This window comes from Pseudomonas umsongensis (genome assembly GCF_012647205.1).
Classification (GTDB): domain Bacteria; phylum Pseudomonadota; class Gammaproteobacteria; order Pseudomonadales; family Pseudomonadaceae; genus Aquipseudomonas; species Aquipseudomonas umsongensis.
This window is the reverse complement of sequence record NZ_CP051487.1, coordinates 1,593,587-1,613,147: the sequence shown is the minus strand read 5'-3', so window position 1 is coordinate 1,613,147 and position 19,561 is coordinate 1,593,587. Positions and strand designations below refer to the sequence as shown.

General features: G+C 61.8%; 18 protein-coding genes, 1 pseudogene and 1 riboswitch. Of the genes and pseudogenes, 12 read left to right on the top strand and 7 right to left on the bottom strand.

The window, feature by feature from the left end; all coding sequences use genetic code 11:
* Positions 1–8: 8 nt before the first annotated feature.
* From HGP31_RS30370 to HGP31_RS07275, 3 genes are all read right to left on the bottom strand, one after another.
* Positions 9–266 carry a hypothetical protein gene (locus tag HGP31_RS30370; protein WP_205896192.1) on the bottom strand — a complete coding sequence of 86 codons (258 nt, stop codon included), beginning with the start codon at positions 264–266 and terminating at the stop codon, positions 9–11.
* Positions 267–491: 225 nt separating this feature from the next.
* Complete coding sequence (locus HGP31_RS07280; RefSeq protein WP_020798421.1) at positions 492–1,880, bottom strand: sensor histidine kinase; 1,389 nt, start codon at positions 1,878–1,880, stop codon at positions 492–494.
* Complete coding sequence (locus tag HGP31_RS07275; protein WP_008055965.1) at positions 1,873–2,544, bottom strand: response regulator; 672 nt, start codon at positions 2,542–2,544, stop codon at positions 1,873–1,875. The genes HGP31_RS07280 and HGP31_RS07275 overlap by 8 nt, the downstream gene beginning before the upstream one ends.
* Positions 2,545–2,934: 390 nt before the next feature.
* On the opposite strand from HGP31_RS07275, the gene HGP31_RS07270 reads away from it, so the two are divergent.
* The 4 genes from HGP31_RS07270 to HGP31_RS07255 are packed head-to-tail and all read left to right on the top strand — an operon-like array spanning position 2,935 to position 6,970.
* Complete coding sequence (locus tag HGP31_RS07270; protein WP_110749044.1) at positions 2,935–3,912, top strand: Bug family tripartite tricarboxylate transporter substrate binding protein; 978 nt, start codon at positions 2,935–2,937, stop codon at positions 3,910–3,912.
* Between the two features lie 56 nt (positions 3,913–3,968).
* Positions 3,969–4,427 carry a tripartite tricarboxylate transporter TctB family protein gene (locus tag HGP31_RS07265; protein ID WP_168757380.1) on the top strand — a complete coding sequence of 153 codons (459 nt, stop codon included), beginning with the start codon at positions 3,969–3,971 and terminating at the stop codon, positions 4,425–4,427.
* Between the two features lies 1 nt (position 4,428).
* The gene (locus tag HGP31_RS07260; RefSeq protein WP_168757379.1) at positions 4,429–5,943 is read left to right on the top strand and encodes a tripartite tricarboxylate transporter permease; all 1,515 of its coding nucleotides are present in this window, start codon (positions 4,429–4,431) and stop codon (positions 5,941–5,943) included.
* Positions 5,936–6,970, top strand: coding sequence for an AbrB family transcriptional regulator (locus tag HGP31_RS07255; protein WP_168757378.1), 1,035 nt, complete (start codon positions 5,936–5,938; stop codon positions 6,968–6,970). The genes HGP31_RS07260 and HGP31_RS07255 overlap by 8 nt, the downstream gene beginning before the upstream one ends.
* A gap of 111 nt (positions 6,971–7,081) precedes the next feature.
* On the opposite strand, the gene ung is transcribed toward HGP31_RS07255, so the two are convergent.
* Positions 7,082–7,780, bottom strand: a complete 699-nt coding sequence (gene ung / locus HGP31_RS07250) for a uracil-DNA glycosylase (RefSeq protein WP_168757377.1) — start codon at positions 7,778–7,780, stop codon at positions 7,082–7,084.
* A 132-nt stretch (positions 7,781–7,912) separates the two neighbouring features.
* Between ung and HGP31_RS07245 the strand changes: the two genes are divergently transcribed.
* Positions 7,913–9,025, top strand: coding sequence for an enoyl-CoA hydratase/isomerase family protein (locus HGP31_RS07245; RefSeq protein WP_168757376.1), 1,113 nt, complete (start codon positions 7,913–7,915; stop codon positions 9,023–9,025).
* Positions 9,026–9,102: 77 nt separating this feature from the next.
* Here HGP31_RS07245 and HGP31_RS30435 read toward each other — a convergent pair.
* Positions 9,103–9,344: pseudogene (locus HGP31_RS30435) on the bottom strand (group II intron reverse transcriptase/maturase); the annotation flags it as partial.
* Between the two features lie 17 nt (positions 9,345–9,361).
* Between HGP31_RS30435 and HGP31_RS07235 the strand changes: the two are divergent.
* Positions 9,362–9,910 carry a P-loop NTPase family protein gene (locus HGP31_RS07235; RefSeq protein WP_168757375.1) on the top strand — a complete coding sequence of 183 codons (549 nt, stop codon included), beginning with the start codon at positions 9,362–9,364 and terminating at the stop codon, positions 9,908–9,910.
* Between the two features lie 366 nt (positions 9,911–10,276).
* Here the strand turns inward: HGP31_RS07235 and HGP31_RS07230 are convergent, their stop codons facing one another.
* Together HGP31_RS07230 and HGP31_RS07225 are read right to left on the bottom strand one after the other, a co-directional pair.
* The gene (locus tag HGP31_RS07230; protein WP_168757374.1) at positions 10,277–10,723 is read right to left on the bottom strand and encodes a hypothetical protein; all 447 of its coding nucleotides are present in this window, start codon (positions 10,721–10,723) and stop codon (positions 10,277–10,279) included.
* A 168-nt stretch (positions 10,724–10,891) separates the two neighbouring features.
* Positions 10,892–11,119, bottom strand: a complete 228-nt coding sequence (locus tag HGP31_RS07225; protein WP_168757373.1) for a hypothetical protein — start codon at positions 11,117–11,119, stop codon at positions 10,892–10,894.
* Between the two features lie 277 nt (positions 11,120–11,396).
* Positions 11,397–11,497, top strand: a riboswitch (guanidine-I (ykkC/yxkD leader).
* 60 nt (positions 11,498–11,557) lie between these two features.
* Between HGP31_RS07225 and HGP31_RS07220 the strand changes: the two genes are divergently transcribed.
* From HGP31_RS07220 to uca, 6 genes are all read left to right on the top strand, one after another.
* Positions 11,558–12,625, top strand: coding sequence for a putative urea ABC transporter substrate-binding protein (locus HGP31_RS07220; protein ID WP_020798411.1), 1,068 nt, complete (start codon positions 11,558–11,560; stop codon positions 12,623–12,625).
* A gap of 15 nt (positions 12,626–12,640) precedes the next feature.
* Entirely contained in the window at positions 12,641–13,456 is an 816-nt protein-coding gene (locus tag HGP31_RS07215; protein ID WP_020798410.1) for an ABC transporter permease, read from the top strand.
* Positions 13,453–14,241 (top strand): ABC transporter ATP-binding protein, encoded by a 789-nt coding sequence (locus tag HGP31_RS07210; protein ID WP_168757372.1) that lies wholly within the window; start codon positions 13,453–13,455, stop codon positions 14,239–14,241. Before HGP31_RS07215 ends, HGP31_RS07210 begins: the two co-directional genes overlap by 4 nt.
* Before the next feature lie 13 nt (positions 14,242–14,254).
* Positions 14,255–14,980 carry an urea amidolyase associated protein UAAP1 gene (locus HGP31_RS07205; protein WP_020798408.1) on the top strand — a complete coding sequence of 242 codons (726 nt, stop codon included), beginning with the start codon at positions 14,255–14,257 and terminating at the stop codon, positions 14,978–14,980.
* A gap of 11 nt (positions 14,981–14,991) precedes the next feature.
* The gene (locus tag HGP31_RS07200) at positions 14,992–15,645 is read left to right on the top strand and encodes an urea amidolyase associated protein UAAP2 (protein ID WP_020798407.1); all 654 of its coding nucleotides are present in this window, start codon (positions 14,992–14,994) and stop codon (positions 15,643–15,645) included.
* A 278-nt stretch (positions 15,646–15,923) separates the two neighbouring features.
* Positions 15,924–19,559 (top strand): urea carboxylase, encoded by a 3,636-nt coding sequence (uca, locus tag HGP31_RS07195; protein WP_168757371.1) that lies wholly within the window; start codon positions 15,924–15,926, stop codon positions 19,557–19,559.
* Positions 19,560–19,561 lie beyond the last annotated feature (2 nt).

Sequence of the window (19,561 nt, the reverse complement as noted above, 5' to 3'; positions counted from 1 at the left end):
CGAAAGAGTCAGCCAGAGAAATCCGTACGTTCCAGGGACTGGAAAGGGTGTTCGGACAATTGCGGTAGCGGCGGCATTTGCCGGGCCTGCCCGTCAGGTCCCTTGAACTCGTGATGCGCTGCCTTGACCTTGTGGTCGCCCGCCGTGAAGGGTTGGCTGAGGTGTTCTTCGCCTTCGAAGGCGAGGACATCGAACGCGGCGTCGAACCAGCGGATCGCGAATTTGTGACGGGTGTGGTTGAAGAAGATGCGCGGTTGTGTGCTCATGTCAGGCCTTCCTGGTCTGTGGGGGAAACACACAGGAAGGGTTTAGCGTTCACCCGGGTCCTGAGGGGTGAAAGCTTTGGCGAAATGGAAGGAAGCTGGAAATAGGACGTTTCTGAGGATGGTGTAGGGCTTTTCTGTATTGGTATCCCGGGTTAACCGTGTCGGATAACCCTGTAGGAACCTGCTCTGGGCGGCGTTCCGACGATGAGGCCAGACCAGACACCATCATTCCCCAGCCATAAAACTCACCCGCACCTTCAACCCCGCCTTCTCCCCATCATGCAGGCTGATTTGCGCCAGGTGCGCCCGGCAAATTTCACCAACAATCGCCAACCCCAAGCCTGAACCGGCCACTTGCTGATTGCGCCGGTAAAAGCGCTCGAACACCCGATCGCGCTCATCAAGGGGAATGCCCGGCCCGTCGTCCTCGACCTCCAGCACCGCCGGCGCCAGGACCCGCAAAATGACGTTGCCGCCCGGTGGCGTGTGGGCCAGGGCGTTGTCCACCAGATTGCTCAACAGCTCATTCAACAAGGTCGGCTCACCGCGCAACCAGACCGGCTCGTCAGCTTCCAGCGCCAGGGCCACGCCGCGTTTATGGGCCAGCGGCGCCATGGCCATGCCCAGCTCACGGGCCAATTGACTGAGGTCGAGCAACTGCGCGCCGCCCTCAGCAATCGCCCTGGCGCCGTTTTCCACCCGGGCCAGCGAGAGCAATTGATTGGCCAGGTGGGTCAGGCGATCAGTGCCTTGGGCAGCGGTTTCCAGCGTGCTGCGCCAGGTTTGCGGCTCGTTCGAGCGCAAGCCCAATTCCAGCCGGGCCTTGAGCGCTGCCAACGGCGTGCGCAGTTCGTGTGCGGCATCGGCGATGAATTGCGCCTGCTTCTCGAACTGCCCGCGCAGGCGTTCGGTGAAATGGTTGAGCGCACGCACCAGTGGCCACAACTCGCGTTGCACTTCCACCAGGGGTAGCGGCCGCAGGTCATCCGGCTGACGTTCCTCCACTGCGGTGCGCAAACGCTCCAGCGGGCGCAGCGCCGCACTGACCGCAAACCACACGATCATCAGTGCCCCGACCGCCAGCATGCCCAGGCGCAGCAAGGTATCGCCGGCCAGGCTGCGGGCCATGCTGACGCGTGCCTCATCGGTCTCCGCCACGCGGATTTCCGCCATGCCGTTCATGTTCGGCTCGCTGACCGGCTTGAGCAAACTGACCACGCGCACGTTCTGTCCCCGATAAGTCGCGTTGTAAAAACGCGCGAGCGCCGGGTAGTTGTCGGTGCGCGGTGTACCGGGAGGGGGTGGCGGCAGGTTTTCATAACCGGAGATCAGCTTCTGGTTGATATCGTTGACCAGGTAGAAAATCCGCCCCGCGCTGTCGTAGGCGAACGTATCGAGGGCCACGTAAGGCACGTCCAGACTGAGGCTGCCATCACGTTCGGACAGGCCGGCGGCGATGGTCCGCGCCGAGGCCAGCAACGTGCGGTCATAGGCCGTGTCGGCCGCTTCGCGACCGTTCCAGTAAGCGCTCAAGCCGCTGGCCAGCATCAATACCACCAGCAGCAAAGCCAGGTTCCACAGCAACCGCCAACGCAGGCTGCTGGCCTTATGCATCACGGCTTTCCAGCAAATAACCGAGACCGCGGAACGTTACGATCGCCACCGGGTGGCCGTCGAGTTTCTTGCGCAAGCGGTGAACGTAGATTTCGATGGCGTCCGGACTGGCCTCTTCGTCCAGGCCGAAGACCTGTGAAGCCAGTTGCTCCTTGCTCATCACCCGGCCAGGACGGGCGATCAGGGCTTCGAGTACCGCTTGCTCGCGGGAGGTCAGGGTCAGCAGTTCCTCACCAAGGGTGAAGCGCCGGGTCTCCAGGTCGTAGGCCAGCACACCGCAGCGCTGCAGGCGCTCGCCACCCAACACACTGCGGCGCAACAAAGCCTTGACCCGGGCTTCAAGCTCGGTGAGTTCGAAAGGCTTGGCCAGGTAGTCGTCCGCCCCCAGGTTCAGGCCATGGACCCGGTCCTTGACGTCGCTGCGGGCGGTCAGCATCAACACCGGTAGATTCTTGCCCCGGGCACGCAAGCGCGCCAGCACTTCGAAACCGTCCATGCGCGGCAGGCCGACGTCGAGAATCGCCATGGCGTATTCCTCGCTACCCAGCGCCAGGTCGGCCGCCACGCCGTCGTGCAGCACATCCACGGTCAAGCCGGTGCTCTTGAGCGCCTGAGCGACACTTTCAGCGAGCTGCAGATGGTCTTCGACGAGCAGGACACGCATGGATCATTACCTCGTTCAGGGATGGTCGACGCCATTCTTTGGCGCGGAGTTTACAGCGGCATCCGCCGCTGTGAAGCCTGAAAAACCGTGAAAGCCCGATGAAAGGTTAGCGAAAGGTTGGACCGTTAGAGTCGATCTACGGATGGTTTATCTCGCAGCCATCGATCGTGCTTTGAAATGTAGCTCCCGAAAAACGCCTCGATGCGTTTTCGCCAATAAGAACAATAACGAGGTACGTCGCCATGCTGTCCACCCGGCTCCACATTTGTCCGTCCCGCCCCTTTTCTCGCACCCCCTCGTATACGCTTGCCGGCGCCGTCAACGGCTGCGCGAAGCGAAACCGCTGCATCTGAAACATCCCAAAAAACAACAACTCCTGTGGAGACAACAATGAATCGATCACTGCGCCGTTTCGCCCTCGCCGCCAGCGTCATGCTGTTCGCCGGCCCACTGATGGCCGAGCCCAAACGCCCGGAATGCATCGCACCGGCCTCGCCCGGCGGCGGTTTCGACCTGACCTGCAAACTGGCGCAAAGCGCGCTGGTCAACGAAAAGTTGCTGACCAAGCCGATGCGCGTGACCTACATGCCCGGCGGTGTCGGCGCGGTGGCTTATAACGCGGTAGTCGCCCAGCGCCCGGCGGATGCCGGCACGTTGGTGGCCTGGTCCAGTGGTTCGCTGCTCAACCTGGCCCAGGGCAAGTTTGGTCGCTTCGATGAAACCAACGTGCGCTGGCTGGCCGCCGTTGGCACCAGCTACGGCGCCATCGCCGTGAAGAGCGATTCGCCCTACAAGACCCTGGACGATCTGGTCCAGGCGCTGAAGAAAGATCCGAGCAAAGTGGTGATCGGTTCCGGCGGCACCGTCGGCAGCCAGGACTGGATGCAGACCGCCCTGATCGCCAAGGCCGCCGGGATCAACCCGCGCGACCTGCGTTACGTGGCGCTCGAAGGCGGCGGTGAAATCGCCACTGCCTTGCTCGGCGGCCACATCCAGGTCGGCAGCACCGACATCTCCGACTCCATGCCGCACATCCAGAGCGGCGACATGCGTCTGCTCGCGGTGTTCTCCGAGAAACGCCTGGACGAGCCGGAAATGAAAGACATCCCGACCGCCAAGGAACAAGGCTACGACATCGTCTGGCCAGTGGTTCGCGGTTTCTACCTGGGGCCAAAAGTCAGCGATGAAGACTACGCCTGGTGGAAGGACTCCTTCGACAAACTGCTGGCCTCACCCGAGTTCGCCAAGCTGCGCGATCAGCGTGAACTGTTCCCGTTCGCCATGACCGGTCCGGAATTGGACACCTACGTGAAGAAGCAGGTAGCGGACTACAAAGTGCTGGCCAAAGAGTTCGGCCTGATCCAGTGATTGTCTCTGTCTAGCGGTCACGGCGGGCAAGCGCCGCCGTGACCCAGGAGTTCCCCATGCTCTTACAACGCATTTTTGCTTCGGTGCTGTTGCTGGCTTGCCTGAGCCTCGTGGCGATGGCCTGGCCCTACCAGGCACCTTTTTCCTACGAACCGATCGGCCCGCGCGCCTTCCCCCTGCTGATGCTGGGGCTGATGGGCCTGGCGCTGGTGTACATGGTGTATCGCCCCTCGGCCATCAAGCACACCGATGAAGACCCACCGATGGACCGCGAAACCCTGACCAAGATCGGTGTTTGCGTGCTGTTGCTGCTGGTCTTTGCCGGGCTGTTCGAACCCCTGGGCTTTATTCTCAGCAGCATGCTGGTCGGCATTCCCATGGCGCGCCTGTACGGCGGGCGCTGGTTGCCGGGGGCGGTGATCATCAGCCTGATGAGCGTCGGCCTGTACCTGCTGTTCGACAAAGTCATGGACGTGCCACTGCCTCTGGGCATGCTCGACGTTCTGGAGAACTGATATGGATACGCTTGGTTACTTGAGTCACGGCTTCGGCGTCGCACTGACCCCTTACAATCTGGTGACCGCACTCAGCGGTACATTGATCGGCACCGTCGTCGGCCTGCTGCCGGGGCTGGGTCCGATCAACGGCGTGGCGTTGCTGATCCCGATCGCCTTCGCGCTGGGCTTGCCGCCGGAATCGGCGCTGATCCTGCTGGCCGCGGTGTACCTGGGTTGCGAATACGGCGGCCGGATCAGTTCGATCCTGCTGAACATTCCGGGCGAAGCGTCCACCGTGATGACCACCCTCGACGGCTACCCGATGGCCCGTCAGGGCCTGGCCGGTGTTGCCCTGTCGCTGTCGGCGTGGAGTTCGTTCATCGGCGCCTTCATTGCCACCTGCGGGATGGTGGTGTTCGCACCGATGCTGGCGAAATGGGCGATTGCCTTCGGCCCGGCGGAGTACTTCGTGCTGATGGTGTTTGCGATCGTCTGTCTCGGCGGCATGGCCGGCGATCGTCCGCTGAAGACTTTTATCGCTGCGCTGATCGGGCTGTTCCTGTCGACCGTCGGCATCGATGCCAACAGTGGCGTGTACCGTTTCACCGGCGACAACATCCACCTCACCGACGGCATTCAATTCGTGGTGCTGGTGCTGGGCCTGTTCTCCATCAGCGAAATCCTGTTGCTGCTGGAAAAAACTCACCGCGGCCAGGAAGCCTTCCAGGCCACCGGGCGCATGCTGTTCAACTTCAAGGAAGCCGCTTCGGTGTTCTGGGTGAACATGCGTTGCGGCGTGCTCGGCTTCATCATGGGCGTGCTGCCGGGAGCCGGTGCGACGCTGGCCAGTGCCGTGGCCTACATGACCGAAAAACGCATTGCCGGCCCGAACGGTAAATTCGGCCAGGGCGACAAACGCGGCCTGGCGGCCCCGGAAACCGCCATCGGTGCCGAAGCCTGCGGCGCACTGGTGCCGATGCTGACCCTTGGCGTTCCAGGTTCTGGCACCACGGCGGTGATGATCGGCGCGCTGTCGCTGTACAACATCACCCCGGGCCCGCTGCTGTTCCAACAGCAACCGGACATCGTCTGGGGCCTGATCGCGTCGTTGTTCATCGCCAACATCATGCTGGTGATCCTCAACATCCCGATGATCCGCATCTTCACCAAGATCCTCGCCGTGCCGAACTGGGCACTGGTACCGATGATCGCGATCATCACCGCCATCGGCGTCTACGCCGTGCATGCCACCACGTTCGATCTGTTCCTGATGATCGGTATCGGCATCTTCGGCTACATCCTGCGCAAGCTGGACTTCCCGTTGTCGCCGGTGCTGCTGGGCTTCATCCTTGGTGGCTTGATGGAACAGAACCTGCGTCGGGCCCTTTCGATCTCCAACGGTTCGCTGGATATCCTCTGGTCGAGCGGGATCACCGTCGGTGTCTGGGGGTTGATCGTGGTCATGCTGCTGGTGCCGATCCTGCGGATCTGGCGTAAGCGTTCGGCTGCGCAACGCGCCATCGCCGATGTCTGATCGAACACCGTTCAAAGCCTGGTGGGGTACACCGCTGGTCGGCCTGCTGGGCGGTTTCCTCGCCAGCCAGGTCGGCTGGCCGCTACCGTGGATGGTCGGCTCGTTGCTGGCAATCATCCTGGTGCGCTGCCTGACACCCTGGCAACTGGCGGAGATCCCTGGCGGCCGCAAGTGCGGCCAGTGGATCGTCGGCATCGGTATCGGCCTGCACTTCACCCCGGTGGTGATGGAGCAGGTGCTGAGTCATTTCGGGCTGATCTTCTTCGGTGCGCTGGTCACCAGCCTCTCGGCGGTGGTCGGTGTCTGGCTGATGCGTCGCACCGGTGAAGATCGCGCCACTGCATTTTTTTCCAGCATGCCCGGCGGTTCCGGGGAGATGGTCAACCTCGGCGCACGCAATGGCGCGGTGCTCAGCCGGGTGGCGGCGGGCCAGAGTTTGCGGGTGCTTGTGGTGGTGCTTTGCGTTCCGGCAGCGTTCAAATACCTGCTGGGGGACGGCGCACCGATGTCCCACGCCGGCAGCATCGATTGGCGCTGGCTGGCGCTATTGTTTCCGGCGGGAGCGCTGGCGGCCTGGATCTGGGAACGCCTGCGGCAACCCAACCCCTGGCTGTTCGGGCCCTTGCTGGTCAGCGCAGCGGTCAGCGTTGGCTGGGACCTGCATATCGGCTTGCCTAACGGCGGCAGCCAGATCGGCCAATGGCTGATTGGCAGCGGCCTGGGCTGTCATTTCAATCGGCAGTTTTTCCGTCGTGCGCCGTCGTTCATGGGTAGGACGTTGATCGGCACGCTGCTGACCATGCTGATCGCCACAGCGGCTGCACTGGGACTGAGTGCGCTGACCCACCTGGATTTGCGCTCGCTGACCCTGGGCATGATGCCCGGCGGCATTGCCGAGATGAGCCTGACGGCCGAAACCTTGCAACTGTCGGTGCCGCTGGTGACGGCGATGCAGGTGATGCGGTTGCTGTTTGTGTTGTTTCTGGCGGAGCCGTTGTTCAGGTATTGGAACCGCAACCCTGAGTAATTGATCGTTCCCACGCTCTGCGTGGGAATGCCTCAACGGACGCTCCGCGTTCGGCTCTGAATGGGACGCAGAGCGTCCCGGGCTGCATTCCCACGCAGAGCGTGGGAACGATCATTGGACGACCGGCGGCAACCGCCACTCGATCGGCGTCTCGCCATTCTGCTCCAAAAACTTGTTGGTCCGGCTGAAGTGCCCGCACCCGAGGAAGCCACGATAGGCCGACAGCGGTGACGGGTGCACCGAGGTCAGCACCAGGTGCTTGGTGGCATCGATCAACTTCTGTTTGCTCTGGGCATGGGCGCCCCACAGCATGAACACCAGATGCGGCTGCTGCTGGCTGACCACTTCAATGATCCGGTCGGTGAAAAACTGCCAGCCCTTGTCCTTGTGCGCATTGGCGTTGGCACGCTCCACGGTCATGGTGGTATTGAGCATCAACACGCCCTGCTCGGCCCAGCTTTGCAGATAGCCGTGATTGGGGATGTCGATGTTCAGGTCGCGCTTCAACTCTTTATAGATATTGACCAGCGACGGCGGCGCCGGGACGCCCGGCTGCACCGAAAAGCACAGGCCATGGGCCTGGCCGGGGCCGTGATAGGGGTCCTGGCCAAGAATGACCACCTTGACCTTGTCCAGCGGCGTGGAATTGAGCGCGTTGAAGATCATCGGGCCCGGCGGATAGATTTCCTTGCCCGCCGCGCGCTCGTCCTGGAGGAATTTTCGCAACTCTGCCATGTAGGGTTGGTCGAATTCGGCACGCAGTGCCTCCTTCCAGCTCGGTTCGAGTTTGATACGGTCGTCAGCAGTCATGGTTATATCCGGCAAAAGCAATGGGGCGCACCCTAGGAAAGCCCATCACGCTTGTCAATTGATCTGACACCAATCCGGCACTTTCCCACACAGCGATCATACTTAACCCTCAAATTCCCGAGCGAGGTCACGATGAATCTGCACTTCGAAGAACTCACCGGCACTGACGGCGCCCGCATTGGCATTGCCACGCTGGATGCCGAAAAATCGTTGAATGCCCTGTCCCTGCCGATGATCAATGCCATGCGCGACAAGTTGGACGCCTGGGCGAAGGAACCGCAAATCGTTTGCGTCCTGCTGCGCGGCAACGGCATCAAGGCCTTCTGCGCCGGCGGTGAAGTGCGCAGCCTGGTCGAGGCCTGCCGGGCCCATCCGGGTGAAGTGCCGACGCTGGCCGCGCACTTCTTCAACTCCGAATATCGCCTGGACTTCAGCCTGCACACTTATCCCAAACCGTTGATCTGCTGGGGTCACGGCTATGTGCTCGGGGGTGGCATGGGCCTGTTGCAGGGGGCAAGCATTCGTATTGTCACGCCGAGCAGTCGACTGGCGATGCCGGAGATCAGTATCGGCCTGTATCCGGACGTGGGCGCCAGTTGGTTCCTGTCTCGCCTGCCGGGCAAGCTCGGCTTGTTCCTCGGCCTGACCGGCGCCCACATGAACGGTCGCGACGCGATCGATCTGGACCTGGCCGACCGTTTCCTGCTCGACGAGCAGCAGCAGGAACTGATCGAAGGCCTGCTGCAATTGAATTGGCAGGAACAGACGCCGATGCAGCTCAACAGCCTGCTCAAGGCTTTGCAGCAGAAAGCCGTTGCGCAAATGCCCGAGGCCCAGTGGTTGCCGCGCCGCCAACAGATCGATGAATTGCTGGACGTCAGTGATGTGCGTTGTGCCTGGAAAGCCATTGTCACGCTGCTCGATCACACCGACATGCTGCTCAACCGCGCCGCGCGCAACCTGATCGAAGGCTCGCCGCTGACCGCGCATCTGGTGTGGGAGCAGATCAAACGTGCCCGGCATATGTCTCTGGCGCAGGTCTTTGAGATGGAATACACCCTGAGCCTCAACTGCTGTCGCCATCCGGAATTCAGCGAGGGCGTGCGTGCGCGATTGATCGACAAGGATCAGAAACCTCGCTGGCATTGGCCGGACGTCAACAACGTGCCGGAGGCGGTGGTAGAGGCGCATTTCCACAAGGTTTGGGAAGGCCGTCATCCGTTGGCGGATTTGTCGGATTACTGAAAGCCGGATTGTTGGTGGCGGATTTACATCCGCCGTCCTCTCCCACCAACCGAACGTACGGTTCCGTATACGGCGGCTCAGGCTACACGGCTTAGCCGGATTATCGTGTCCAGTATCGAGAGCAGTCCCAGTCGACCCCACAGCTTCTTCTGCAGAGCCTGATTCATATGCGGCGCTCCGGAGTTTCGCCATTGACCTCGACCATTGAACGCGGATGTACAGACGTGTTCTTCGTCGAGCCCCAGCTCAGGTTACGCGCCCTCGTTGAGGGCTGCTTCCATTGACGCCAGATGACACAGCGAAGTTTGTGACGCACCCATGTGTGATAATTGAAAAATGAACACTACAGCTTCGGCATTTACAATAAGGCCCCTTCGAGTATTGATCATGGGAGGGCCGGGTTCCGGCACGTCGACGTTGGCAGCCGCGTTGGCTGAACAACTATTGTGGCGTCATCTTGAAACAGATGACTTTCAATGGTTGGACAAGGCGCCTCCCTTTACACGAAAGGTAGATGAAGCGACGCGTTTGTGGAATATCCTCGATGCCCTGAATCGTGAGCAGAATGTTGTTGTCGCCGGTTCGATTGTCAATTGGGGAGACGCGTTGGAAAACGCTTTCGACCTTATTGTGTTCAGGGTGCTGGATACATCGATACGTTTGCAGCGGTTGATCGAGCGTGAGCGGCGTTTATATACGGATATTGATCTGGCTTTTATTGATTGGGCAGCTCAATACGAGCAGGGTGGCCGGCCAGGACGGTCCCGTGCGTCACATGAAGCCTGGCTGGGCCAGCGCAGAGGCAAGGTGTTAAGGCTGGAGGGAGATCTTGAGGTGGCGCTGCAAGTGTCCTTGGTTGCTGAAGCAGTGGAGGAGCTGAGCTGAGCGGTTCAAGTTACATCGCGCTGGGCGTGGACACCTCTTCCTGCTTATACCTGTTCGGCTCTACATCGCAGCGTTCCGCGGTAAGTACTGGGCTTTAGTAATCATGGCCACCTTACCCCGCTGCGCCGCCTCTATCCGCACCGGTTTGCAGGCCAGCATTTTGCCTCGGACTTTCTTTCAGATTCGCAGTCACCCGCGCCCCGCTTGGCTCTGGCTAACACTTCCCCTTGCTGGGTGTGTAGAGGACTTTCACCTTCAAGTCACCAGAGTGGTCACCACAGCCAAGTTGGTTGCGTTTCGCGCAACGCGCCATGTCTCGCGCACCCATAAAAAGCGGCGCTTGATGCGCCGCTTGGTCATGCGTGATTAACGGTGATTACCCCGGCCGTCGTGATCGCCGCGCCCATTGCGGTCACCTCGACGATCATGATTGTCGTTTCGTCCGCGACGATGATCATTGTCCCAGCCACCCCGGTTGCGACCGTCCCAACCCTGGTTCTGGTGCGCCCTGTAGTCTGGCCGGGACTGATAGTAACGGGGAGCCGGCTGGTAATAGCGCGGCGCCGGTTGATAAACCCGCGGCTGGTGGTAATAGCGCGGCGTTGGTTGGTAATACCGGGCAGGCGGCGCGTAGTACCGGCGCGGTGGCGTGTAGTAACCGCCGCCATTGGAGTAGTAGGAGTTGCCGCCAGCGTAATAGGGCGCCGGCGATGAGTAGACCTCTGAACCGTAGTAACCGCCTCCATCGGAATAAGCTACGCATCCACCCAGTGACAAACCCAACACGGCAATCAGAAGAATTCGTCGATACATTGGCGGCCTCCTGGACCGCGAGTGAGCCACACCAGCGACGCTGGCAGGCGACAGTCAAAGTTTCTGCGACTGTCGATAGATCAGACATCGAATTGAAGATCCCGTGCGCTCCCGCAACACCTTGATACATCTCGCCGATGAAAGGTTTTTCATCCATTCACACGCTGATTAGTGGTGGCCGTGACGATATCCACCGCCGTAATAACGTGGCGCGTGACCACCCCAGTAGTAATAGCGATAGCCGCCATAAAAGCGCGGGCCGCCGTGGTAGTAATAAGGTGAATAACCGGGATAGTAATAAGGTGCGGGATACGCGACGTCGTAACCACCGGAATAGTAATAACAACCGGCAAGGCCCAAGCCGAGTACGCAGCCGAGCAACAATTGACGAAACATGGCGGCCTCCTGAAAGACCCACAGCCGGTACAGGCCGGCTGACACCTGTTTTGACTCATTATCCCCGACCAAGTGCAGCGCCCCGGCAACCTTCGGATCAGCGGCCGGCACGTCCCATTGCGGTGCAGTCGCGCACCATTGCAAGGCAAACGCACACTGTCTTCCTACATCACCAATCGACCAATCCCGCGTGCCAGAGCACTCCGCTCGACTTGGCACGTCTCTCGCTTTAGCAAAGACGTGCAGGAGTCATCACAGGTTCGCGGCACCACAATTTGCAATGGCTGACTAGGGTTCCGGCTCGCAAGCGCGAGTGACTGGTCCGAGAGTTGGCGACCTCCAGTTGAGGTTACACGGCGGGACAAAAGCCCGGGAGACAAGCCACCGTTCGCGGTGCTGCTGCCTTCCTGTCCGCCCTTGATCAACTGGAGAACCACCATGTCCCAGCATCGTTTACCCGCCCTCTTCGCCGCTGCCTTCGCAGCCCTCGTGAGCGTCTCGTCCCACGCCGCCCCAAAAGACCACTTCAGCGTCTGCTGGACGATCTACGCCGGCTGGATGCCTTGGGAATACGCCGGTAGCCAAGGCATCGTCGACAAGTGGGCGAAGAAATACGGCATCCAGATCGATGTGGTGCAGCTTAACGACTACGTCGAATCGATCAACCAGTACACCGCCGGCCAGTTCGATGGCTGCACCATGACCAACATGGATGCGCTGACCATCCCGGCCGCTGGCGGCGTCGACAGCACCGCGCTGATCGTCAGCGACTTCTCCAACGGCAACGACGGCATCGTGCTCAAGGGCGAAGGCAAGAAGGTCGCCGACCTCAAGGGGGCGGACGTCAACCTGGTCGAGCTCTCGGTGTCGCACTACCTGCTGGCCAGGGCCCTGGATTCGGTGGACCTCACCGAGAAAGACCTGAAAGTGGTCAACACCTCGGATGCCGATATCGCCGCCGCCTTCAACACCGATCAGGTCAACGCCGTCACCACCTGGAACCCGATGCTTTCGGACATCAAGGCCAAGCCTGGGGTGACCGAGGTGTTCAATTCCAGCCAGATCCCCGGCGAGATCATGGACATGATGGTGGTCAACTCCCAGACCCTCAAGGACAACCCCGCCCTGGGCAAGGCGCTGACTGGCGCCTGGTTCGAAGTGGTCGAGTTGATGAACGCGAAGAACGCCGCGGGCAAGGCTGCACTGGAGCACATGGCCAAGGCCTCGGGCACCGACCTGGCCGGTTTCCAGGCGCAACTGGACACCACCAAATTGTTCGCCACTCCTCAAGAAGCCCTGGCGTTCAGCACCAGCAAGCAACTGCCGGAAACCATGCGCAAGGTCGCGGAATTCTCCTTCCAGCACGGCTTGCTGGGTGAAGGTGCCAAAGACACCAGCGCAGTCGGCATGGCCTTCGCCAACGGGGTGACCAGCGGCGACAAGGGCAACCTCAAGCTGCGTTTCGACCCCAGCTACGTGCAGATGGCTGCCGACGCCAAGTTGTAACCAGAGGACTTGGCCATGCGCCTGATCAATCGCCACCCGGATCGCCCGAGTCGCCTGCTGCTGGTGATCCTGCCGTTCGCCCTCGTGCTGTTCGCCTACTTCATGGGCTCGGCCGAGCGCCTGGCGGACAACCCCAACGACAAACTGCTGCCCAGCGCCGTGCAAATGAGCGACGCGGTCAAGCGCCTGGCCTTCGTTGCCGACAGCCGCACCGGCGAATACCTGCTGTGGCAGGACAGCGCCGCGAGCCTGCGACGCCTGGCCATCGGCCTGGGCATCAGTGCGCTGGCCGGGCTGTGCCTGGGCATCGCTGCGGGCACCCTGCCATTGTTTGGCGCGCCGTTGTCGCCGTTGCTGACCGTGCTTTCGATGGTGCCGCCGCTGGCGATCCTGCCGATCCTGTTTATTGTCTTCGGCCTGGGGGAATTGTCGAAAGTGATGCTGATCGTGATCGGCATCACCCCGGCCCTGGCCCGCGACCTCGAACAGCGCGCCCGGGAAATCCCCGTTGAGCTGCTGATCAAGGCCCAGACCCTCGGGGCATCGACCTGGACCCTGATGTTGCGGGTGGTCTTGCCGCAGTTGCTGCCGCGCCTGCTGATCTCGCTGCGCCTGATGCTGGGTTCGGCGTGGCTGTTCCTGATTGCCGCCGAAGCCATCGCCTCCACTGACGGTCTCGGCTACCGGATATTCCTGGTGCGCCGCTACCTGGCGATGGACGTGATTTTGCCGTACGTGGTGTGGATCACCCTGCTCGCCTGGCTGATGGATTGGGGGCTCAAACGCCTGACCTTGCGTGCATTCCCTTGGTATGAAGGAGCGCGGGCATGAGTTTCATCACAGTGAAAAATGTCTGGCAGCAATACGCCGGCCAGGTGGTGCTCGAAGGCCTGAACCTGAGCGTCAACGAGGGTGAGTTCTGCACCCTGGTGGGCGCTTCCGGTTGCGGTAAATCGACCTTCCTGCGGTTGTTGCTCGGTCAGGAAAAAGCCAGTCGCGGGGAGATTCTCCTCGACGGTCAACCACTGGCGGGCGAACCGGACGCCAGCCGTGGCGTAGTGTTCCAGCGCTACTCGGTGTTCCCGCACTTGAGCGTGCTGGACAACGTCGCCCTTGGCCTGGAACTGCCGCGTTCAGCGCTGTTGGGCAGGTTGTTCGGCAGTGCCAAAAAAGCTGCCCGCGAACAGGCTTCGGTGCTGCTGCACAAAGTCGGCCTCGGTCATTCCCTGGCCAAGTACCCGGCGCAACTGTCCGGCGGCATGCAGCAACGCCTCGCCATCGCCCAGGCGCTGATCATGAAACCGCGGGTGCTGCTGCTGGACGAACCTTTCGGCGCGCTGGATCCGGGCATCCGCAAGGACATGCACGCCTTGCTGCTGGAGCTGTGGCGCGAGACCCAATTGACGGTCTTCATGGTCACCCATGACCTGTCCGAAGGTTTCAGCCTCGGCACCCGCTTGCTGGTGTTCGACAAGGTCCGCGTCGACCCGCACGCCCCCGGCGCCTATGGCGCACGCATCACTTACGACATCCCTTTGAACAGCGACCGCCGCGCCTGCCGCGCCGCCGTCGATGCCTTGCCAGTACAACTGGCAGGCGCGCTTAGAACCGCTTGAGAGGACTTGCACAATGACTGATTCGACCCGACTGTTCCCGCCCTTCGCCGAAGAAATGCTACCCGGCGGCGGCCATCGCTCCTTCGTGCTCAAACGCGGCCAACTGCTGCGCCTGACCGACCTGCGCGGCGGTGCCAACGTCAGCCTGACGTTGCTCAACGCCAACGAAAAAACCGAACGCCTGAACCTGCCCGACAGCCTCAAATGCCAACACACCGCCAAGCTCACCGCCGGCCATTGCCTGTACTCGGACATGGGCCGCGTACTGGCCGCCATCACCGCCGACACCTGCGGTTGGAGCGACAGCCTCGGCGGCGTGCTCTGCGCTGAAGAAGTGGCCGAAAAATACGGCCAGGGCCGCTATCAGGAACTGCGCAATGGCTTCTTCCGCAACGGCACCGACAACCTGTTGGTGGAGCTGGGCAAGTGGGGGCTGGGCCTGTCCGACCTGCTGATGACCCTCAACCTGTTCAGCCGGGTGAACGTCGACGACGCCGGGCGCTTTCACTTCGTTGAAGGCAATTCCAAAGCTGGCGACTACATCGAGTTGTACGCACCGATGGACACCCTGGTGGTGCTCACCGCCCTGCAACACCCGATGGACCCGGTGCCAGAATATGCCCCCAAACCACTGAAGCTCAGCTGGATGAACGCCGACCCCAGCGTCGCCGAACACTGCCGCACCTCGCGCCCGGAAAACGAGCGCGGCTTCATCAACACCGACCGTCTGTTCGCCTGAGGATCGCTGCCATGTCACTCGCAATCGCCACTGCCGACGTTACTACGAGCAGGCTACCCGAAACCGCGGTCTACCGCGCCACCATCCCCGCCGGCGAACCCTGGTTGATGGAGGTCAAGGCCGGCCAGACCCTGCGCATCCTCGACCTGGAAGGCAACCAGGCCGTCGACACCCTGTTCTACAGCGTCGCCAATCCCAGGGAGCGCTACGACGTGCAACGCACGTTGCGCCGCCAGAACAGCGTGTACCTGAGCACCGGCAGCGTGCTGTATTCCAACCTCGGCAAGCCGATGCTGACGATCATCGCCGACACCTGCGGCCGCCACGACACGCTCGGTGGTGCCTGCGCGCAAGAAAGCAACACCGTGCGCTACGCCCTGGAAAAACGCTACATGCACAGTTGCCGCGACAACTACCTGCGCGCCTGCGTTCACGACGGGCGCCTGGGTAAAGGCGACATCGGGCCTAACATTAATTTCTTCATGAACGTACCGGTGACGGCGGACGGCGGGCTGACCTTCGAGGACGGTATCTCCGCACCGGGCAAATACGTCGACCTGCGCGCCGAGATGGACGTGATCGTGCTGATCTCCAATTGCCCGCAACTGAACAACCCGTGCAACGCCTACAACCCGACTCCTGCGCAGGTGCTGGTATGGAACTGAGCCGTTTGCGCCGATGGTTGTTTGCCCTGTGCCAGGCCCGCTCAGGGCAGTGCCTCAAAAAATAAGCCCGCCACAAATCCAAATGTGGGAGCGGGCTTGCTCGCGAATGCGGTGTGTCAGAAACATCAATGCCAACTGATACACCGCTTTCGCGAGCAAGCCCGCTCCCACAAGGGTTCAGCGGTGTTTTGAAGAAAAAATGATTTTTCCGTCGGGGACGACCCCGGCGCTCATCGAAAAACTGCGGGACGGCCCGCATCCCCTCCAGGGGTTATGCCATGTTCGAAAAAGTCCTGATTGCCAACCGTGGCGCCATTGCCTGCCGCATCCTGCGCACCTTGCGCGAACTGCAGGTTGCAGGCGTTGCCGTATATTCCGAAGCCGATGCCGCGAGCCTGCACATCCTGCAAGCCGACGAGGCCCACAGCCTTGGTGAAGGCGCAGCCGCCGGCACCTACCTGGCAGTGGAAAAAATCCTCGCCGTCGCCAAGGCCACAGGCGCCACCGCGATCCATCCAGGCTATGGTTTTCTCTCGGAAAACGCTGCGTTCGCTGAAGCCTGCGAGGCCGCCGACATTGCCTTTATCGGCCCGACGCCCGAACAACTGCGCGTATTCGGCCTCAAGCACACCGCCCGCGCCCTGGCCAAACAACACGGCGTGCCGATGCTCGAAGGTACCGAACTGCTCGACAGCCTTGACGCGGCACTGATCGCCGGCGCGCAAGTCGGTTATCCGGTCATGCTCAAGAGCACCGCCGGCGGTGGTGGCATCGGCATGCGCGTGTGCCGCAGCGCGGCCGAATTGAGCGAATCCTTCGAAGCGGTCAAGCGCTTGGGCCAGAACAATTTCAGCGACGCCGGGGTGTTCATCGAGAAGTACATCCAGCGCGCCCGACATCTGGAAGTGCAGGTATTCGGTGACGGCCGTGGCGAGGTGATTGCCCTCGGCGTGCGCGACTGCTCGGTGCAGCGGCGCAACCAGAAAGTCCTCGAAGAAACCCCGGCGCCGAACCTGCCCGAAGGCATGGCCGATGAACTGTGCGCGGCGGCGATCAAACTGGCCAAGGCGGTGAATTACCGCAGCGCCGGCACGGTCGAATTCGTGTTCGACAGCGATGCCCAGCGTTTCTATTTCCTTGAAGTGAACACCCGCTTGCAGGTGGAACACGGCGTCACCGAGCAAGTCTGGGGCGTCGACCTGGTGCGCTGGATGGTGCAACTGGCAGCGGGTGACCTGCCGCCGTTGAGCGCGTTGAGCCAGGGTTTGAAAGCGCAGGGTCATGCGATTCAGGCACGGTTGTATGCGGAAGATCCAGGACGCGACTTTCAACCGAGTCCGGGTTTGCTGACGGCGGTGCATTTTCCACCGGCCAACGGCGTAGAACTGCGCATCGACACCTGGGTCGAAGCCGGCTGTGAGATTCCGCCCTACTTCGATCCGATGATCGCCAAGGTCATCAGTTGGGCCCCGACCCGTGAGCAAGCCGCAGCCGATCTGCATCAGGCCTTGGGCGAAAGCCTGCTCTACGGGGTGCAAACCAACCGGGACTACCTGAGGCAGATCCTGCTCGATGCGCCCTTTGCCAGCGGTCAGCCCTGGACCCGTTGCCTGGAAGCCCTGGCGTATCAGGCCAACACTTTCGAAGTGCTCAGCGCTGGCACCCAGACCAGCGTCCAGGACTATCCCGGTCGCCTCGGCTATTGGGCGGTAGGCGTGCCGCCGTCGGGGCCGATGGACAGTCGTGCGCTGCGCCAGGGTAACCTTCTGCTGGGCAACGATGAAGGCGCCGCAGCGCTGGAAATCACCATGTGCGGGCCCTTGCTGCGCTTCAATTGCGACGCGGTCGTTGCCGTCACGGGCGCGGTGATTGCGCTGACGCTGAACGGCGAAAGCGTGCCGATGAACACGGCAATGTTGGTTCCAGCCGGTGCCACGTTGAGCCTCGGCACGATTGCCGGTGCTGGCGCGCGCAGCTATCTGTGCGTGCGCGGCGGCTTGCAGGTTCCGGATTACCTGGGCAGCAAGAGTACCTTCACCCTCGGCCAGTTTGGCGGGCATGGCGGCCGTGCTCTGCGGGCCGGCGACGTGTTGCATGTGCCAGCCTTGAGTGATCGTAATGTCGGTGCGCGGCTGGCCGACGATCAGCTCGGCGAGTTGCCTGCCGTACGCCAGATACGCGTGATCTACGGCCCCCATGGTGCACCGGAATACTTCACTGAAAACTACATCGGCACCTTCTTCGCGACCCAGTGGGAAGTGCATTTCAACTCCAGCCGCACCGGCGTACGGCTGATCGGGCCGAAGCCGGAATGGGTGCGGGCCGATGGCGGTGAGGCCGGCTTGCATCCGTCGAACATCCACGACAATCCCTACGCGATCGGCGCAGTGGACTTCACTGGCGACATGCCGGTGATCCTCGGCCCGGATGGTCCGAGCCTGGGCGGATTTGTCTGCCCGGTGACGGTGATCGAGGCGGATCTTTGGCAGCTGGGGCAACTCAAGGCTGGGGACAAGGTGCAGTTCCAACCGGTCGACCTCAAGACTGCCCGCAACCTCGCCTTGAAATGGAATACCCCCTGTGGGAGCGAGCCTGCTCGCGAAGGGGCCAGATCAGACACCGCATCAACTTCTTCGCGAGCAGGCTCGCTCCCACAGGGGGCTGTGTCGCCTGTGGTGTTGGATATTGGTCAGGAGGATACGCGGCTAGTTGCGCGGCTGTCGGGGGATACACACCTGCTCCTGGAAATCGGCGCCTCCGAACTCGACCTCGTCCTGCGCTTTCGCGCCCACGCCCTCATGCAAGCCCTGGAAAGCAAACACCTGCACGGCGTGATCGACCTGACCCCGGGCATTCGCTCGCTGCAAGTGCACTACCAGCCCGAGCAATTGCCACTTGCCGATTTGCTCGGCATCGTTGCCGGCGAATGGGACGCCGTGTGCGCCGCCAAGGACCTGCAGGTCCCCTCGCGCATCGTCCACCTGCCGCTGTCCTGGGACGACCCGGCCTGTCAGCTGGCCATCGAGAAATACATGACCACCGTGCGCAAGGACGCCCCCTGGTGCCCGAGCAACCTGGAGTTCATCCGCCGCATCAACGACCTGCCGAACCTCGATGAGGTGCAGCGCACGGTGTTCGACGCCAGCTACCTGGTGATGGGCCTGGGCGATGTGTACCTCGGCGCACCGGTCGCCACCCCGCTCGATCCGCGCCATCGCCTGGTGACCACCAAGTACAACCCGGCCCGCACCTGGACCGCGGAAAATTCGGTGGGCATCGGTGGCGCCTACATGTGCGTGTACGGCATGGAAGGCCCCGGCGGTTATCAGTTCGTCGGGCGAACGCTGCAGATGTGGAATCGCTATCGCGAAGTCGCCGCCTTCGATGGCAAGCCATGGCTGCTGCGCTTCTTCGACCAGATCCGTTTCTACCCGGTCAGCGCCGATGAACTGCTGCGCATTCGCCGGGACTTCCCCCTCGGGCGCTTCCCCCTGAACATCGAGCACAGTCAGCTGAACCTCGCCGATTACCAGGCCTTCCTGGCGCAGGAGGCCCAGGGCATCAACGCGTTTCGAGATCAGCAAAAAGGCGCATTCAATGCCGAACGCGAACGCTGGATCGCCAGCGGCCAGGCACATTTCGACAGCGAGGAATTGGCCCCGGAGGTGGCCGAAGACGCGCCTCTGGCCAACGGTCAGCAGAGCATCGACAGCCATATCGCCGGCAACCTCTGGCAGGTTCAGGTGCAGGCTGGCAATCGCGTCGAGGCCGGTGACGTGCTGGTGATCCTGGAGTCGATGAAGATGGAAATCCCGCTGCTCGCGCCGATGGCCGGCGTGGTGCGTGAGATTCGCGTGCAGCCAGGTTCGGCGGTGCGTGCCGGACAACGCGTCGTGGTGCTGGAACTCGACTGAAG

Excerpts from the sequence above, each read along its gene's own strand:
- HGP31_RS30370 (WP_205896192.1), bottom strand. The coding sequence starts at position 266 with ATGAGCACACAACCGCGCATCTTCTTCAACCACACCCGTCACAAATTC.
- HGP31_RS07280 (WP_020798421.1), bottom strand. The coding sequence starts at position 1,880 with ATGCATAAGGCCAGCAGCCTGCGTTGGCGGTTGCTGTGGAACCTGGCT.
- HGP31_RS07275 (WP_008055965.1), bottom strand. The coding sequence starts at position 2,544 with ATGCGTGTCCTGCTCGTCGAAGACCATCTGCAGCTCGCTGAAAGTGTC.
- HGP31_RS07270 (WP_110749044.1), top strand. The coding sequence starts at position 2,935 with ATGAATCGATCACTGCGCCGTTTCGCCCTCGCCGCCAGCGTCATGCTG.
- HGP31_RS07265 (WP_168757380.1), top strand. The coding sequence starts at position 3,969 with ATGCTCTTACAACGCATTTTTGCTTCGGTGCTGTTGCTGGCTTGCCTG.
- HGP31_RS07260 (WP_168757379.1), top strand. The coding sequence starts at position 4,429 with ATGGATACGCTTGGTTACTTGAGTCACGGCTTCGGCGTCGCACTGACC.
- HGP31_RS07255 (WP_168757378.1), top strand. The coding sequence starts at position 5,936 with ATGTCTGATCGAACACCGTTCAAAGCCTGGTGGGGTACACCGCTGGTC.
- ung (WP_168757377.1), bottom strand. The coding sequence starts at position 7,780 with ATGACTGCTGACGACCGTATCAAACTCGAACCGAGCTGGAAGGAGGCA.
- HGP31_RS07245 (WP_168757376.1), top strand. The coding sequence starts at position 7,913 with ATGAATCTGCACTTCGAAGAACTCACCGGCACTGACGGCGCCCGCATT.
- HGP31_RS07235 (WP_168757375.1), top strand. The coding sequence starts at position 9,362 with ATGAACACTACAGCTTCGGCATTTACAATAAGGCCCCTTCGAGTATTG.
- HGP31_RS07230 (WP_168757374.1), bottom strand. The coding sequence starts at position 10,723 with ATGTATCGACGAATTCTTCTGATTGCCGTGTTGGGTTTGTCACTGGGT.
- HGP31_RS07225 (WP_168757373.1), bottom strand. The coding sequence starts at position 11,119 with ATGTTTCGTCAATTGTTGCTCGGCTGCGTACTCGGCTTGGGCCTTGCC.
- HGP31_RS07220 (WP_020798411.1), top strand. The coding sequence starts at position 11,558 with ATGTCCCAGCATCGTTTACCCGCCCTCTTCGCCGCTGCCTTCGCAGCC.
- HGP31_RS07215 (WP_020798410.1), top strand. The coding sequence starts at position 12,641 with ATGCGCCTGATCAATCGCCACCCGGATCGCCCGAGTCGCCTGCTGCTG.
- HGP31_RS07210 (WP_168757372.1), top strand. The coding sequence starts at position 13,453 with ATGAGTTTCATCACAGTGAAAAATGTCTGGCAGCAATACGCCGGCCAG.
- HGP31_RS07205 (WP_020798408.1), top strand. The coding sequence starts at position 14,255 with ATGACTGATTCGACCCGACTGTTCCCGCCCTTCGCCGAAGAAATGCTA.
- HGP31_RS07200 (WP_020798407.1), top strand. The coding sequence starts at position 14,992 with ATGTCACTCGCAATCGCCACTGCCGACGTTACTACGAGCAGGCTACCC.
- uca (WP_168757371.1), top strand. The coding sequence starts at position 15,924 with ATGTTCGAAAAAGTCCTGATTGCCAACCGTGGCGCCATTGCCTGCCGC.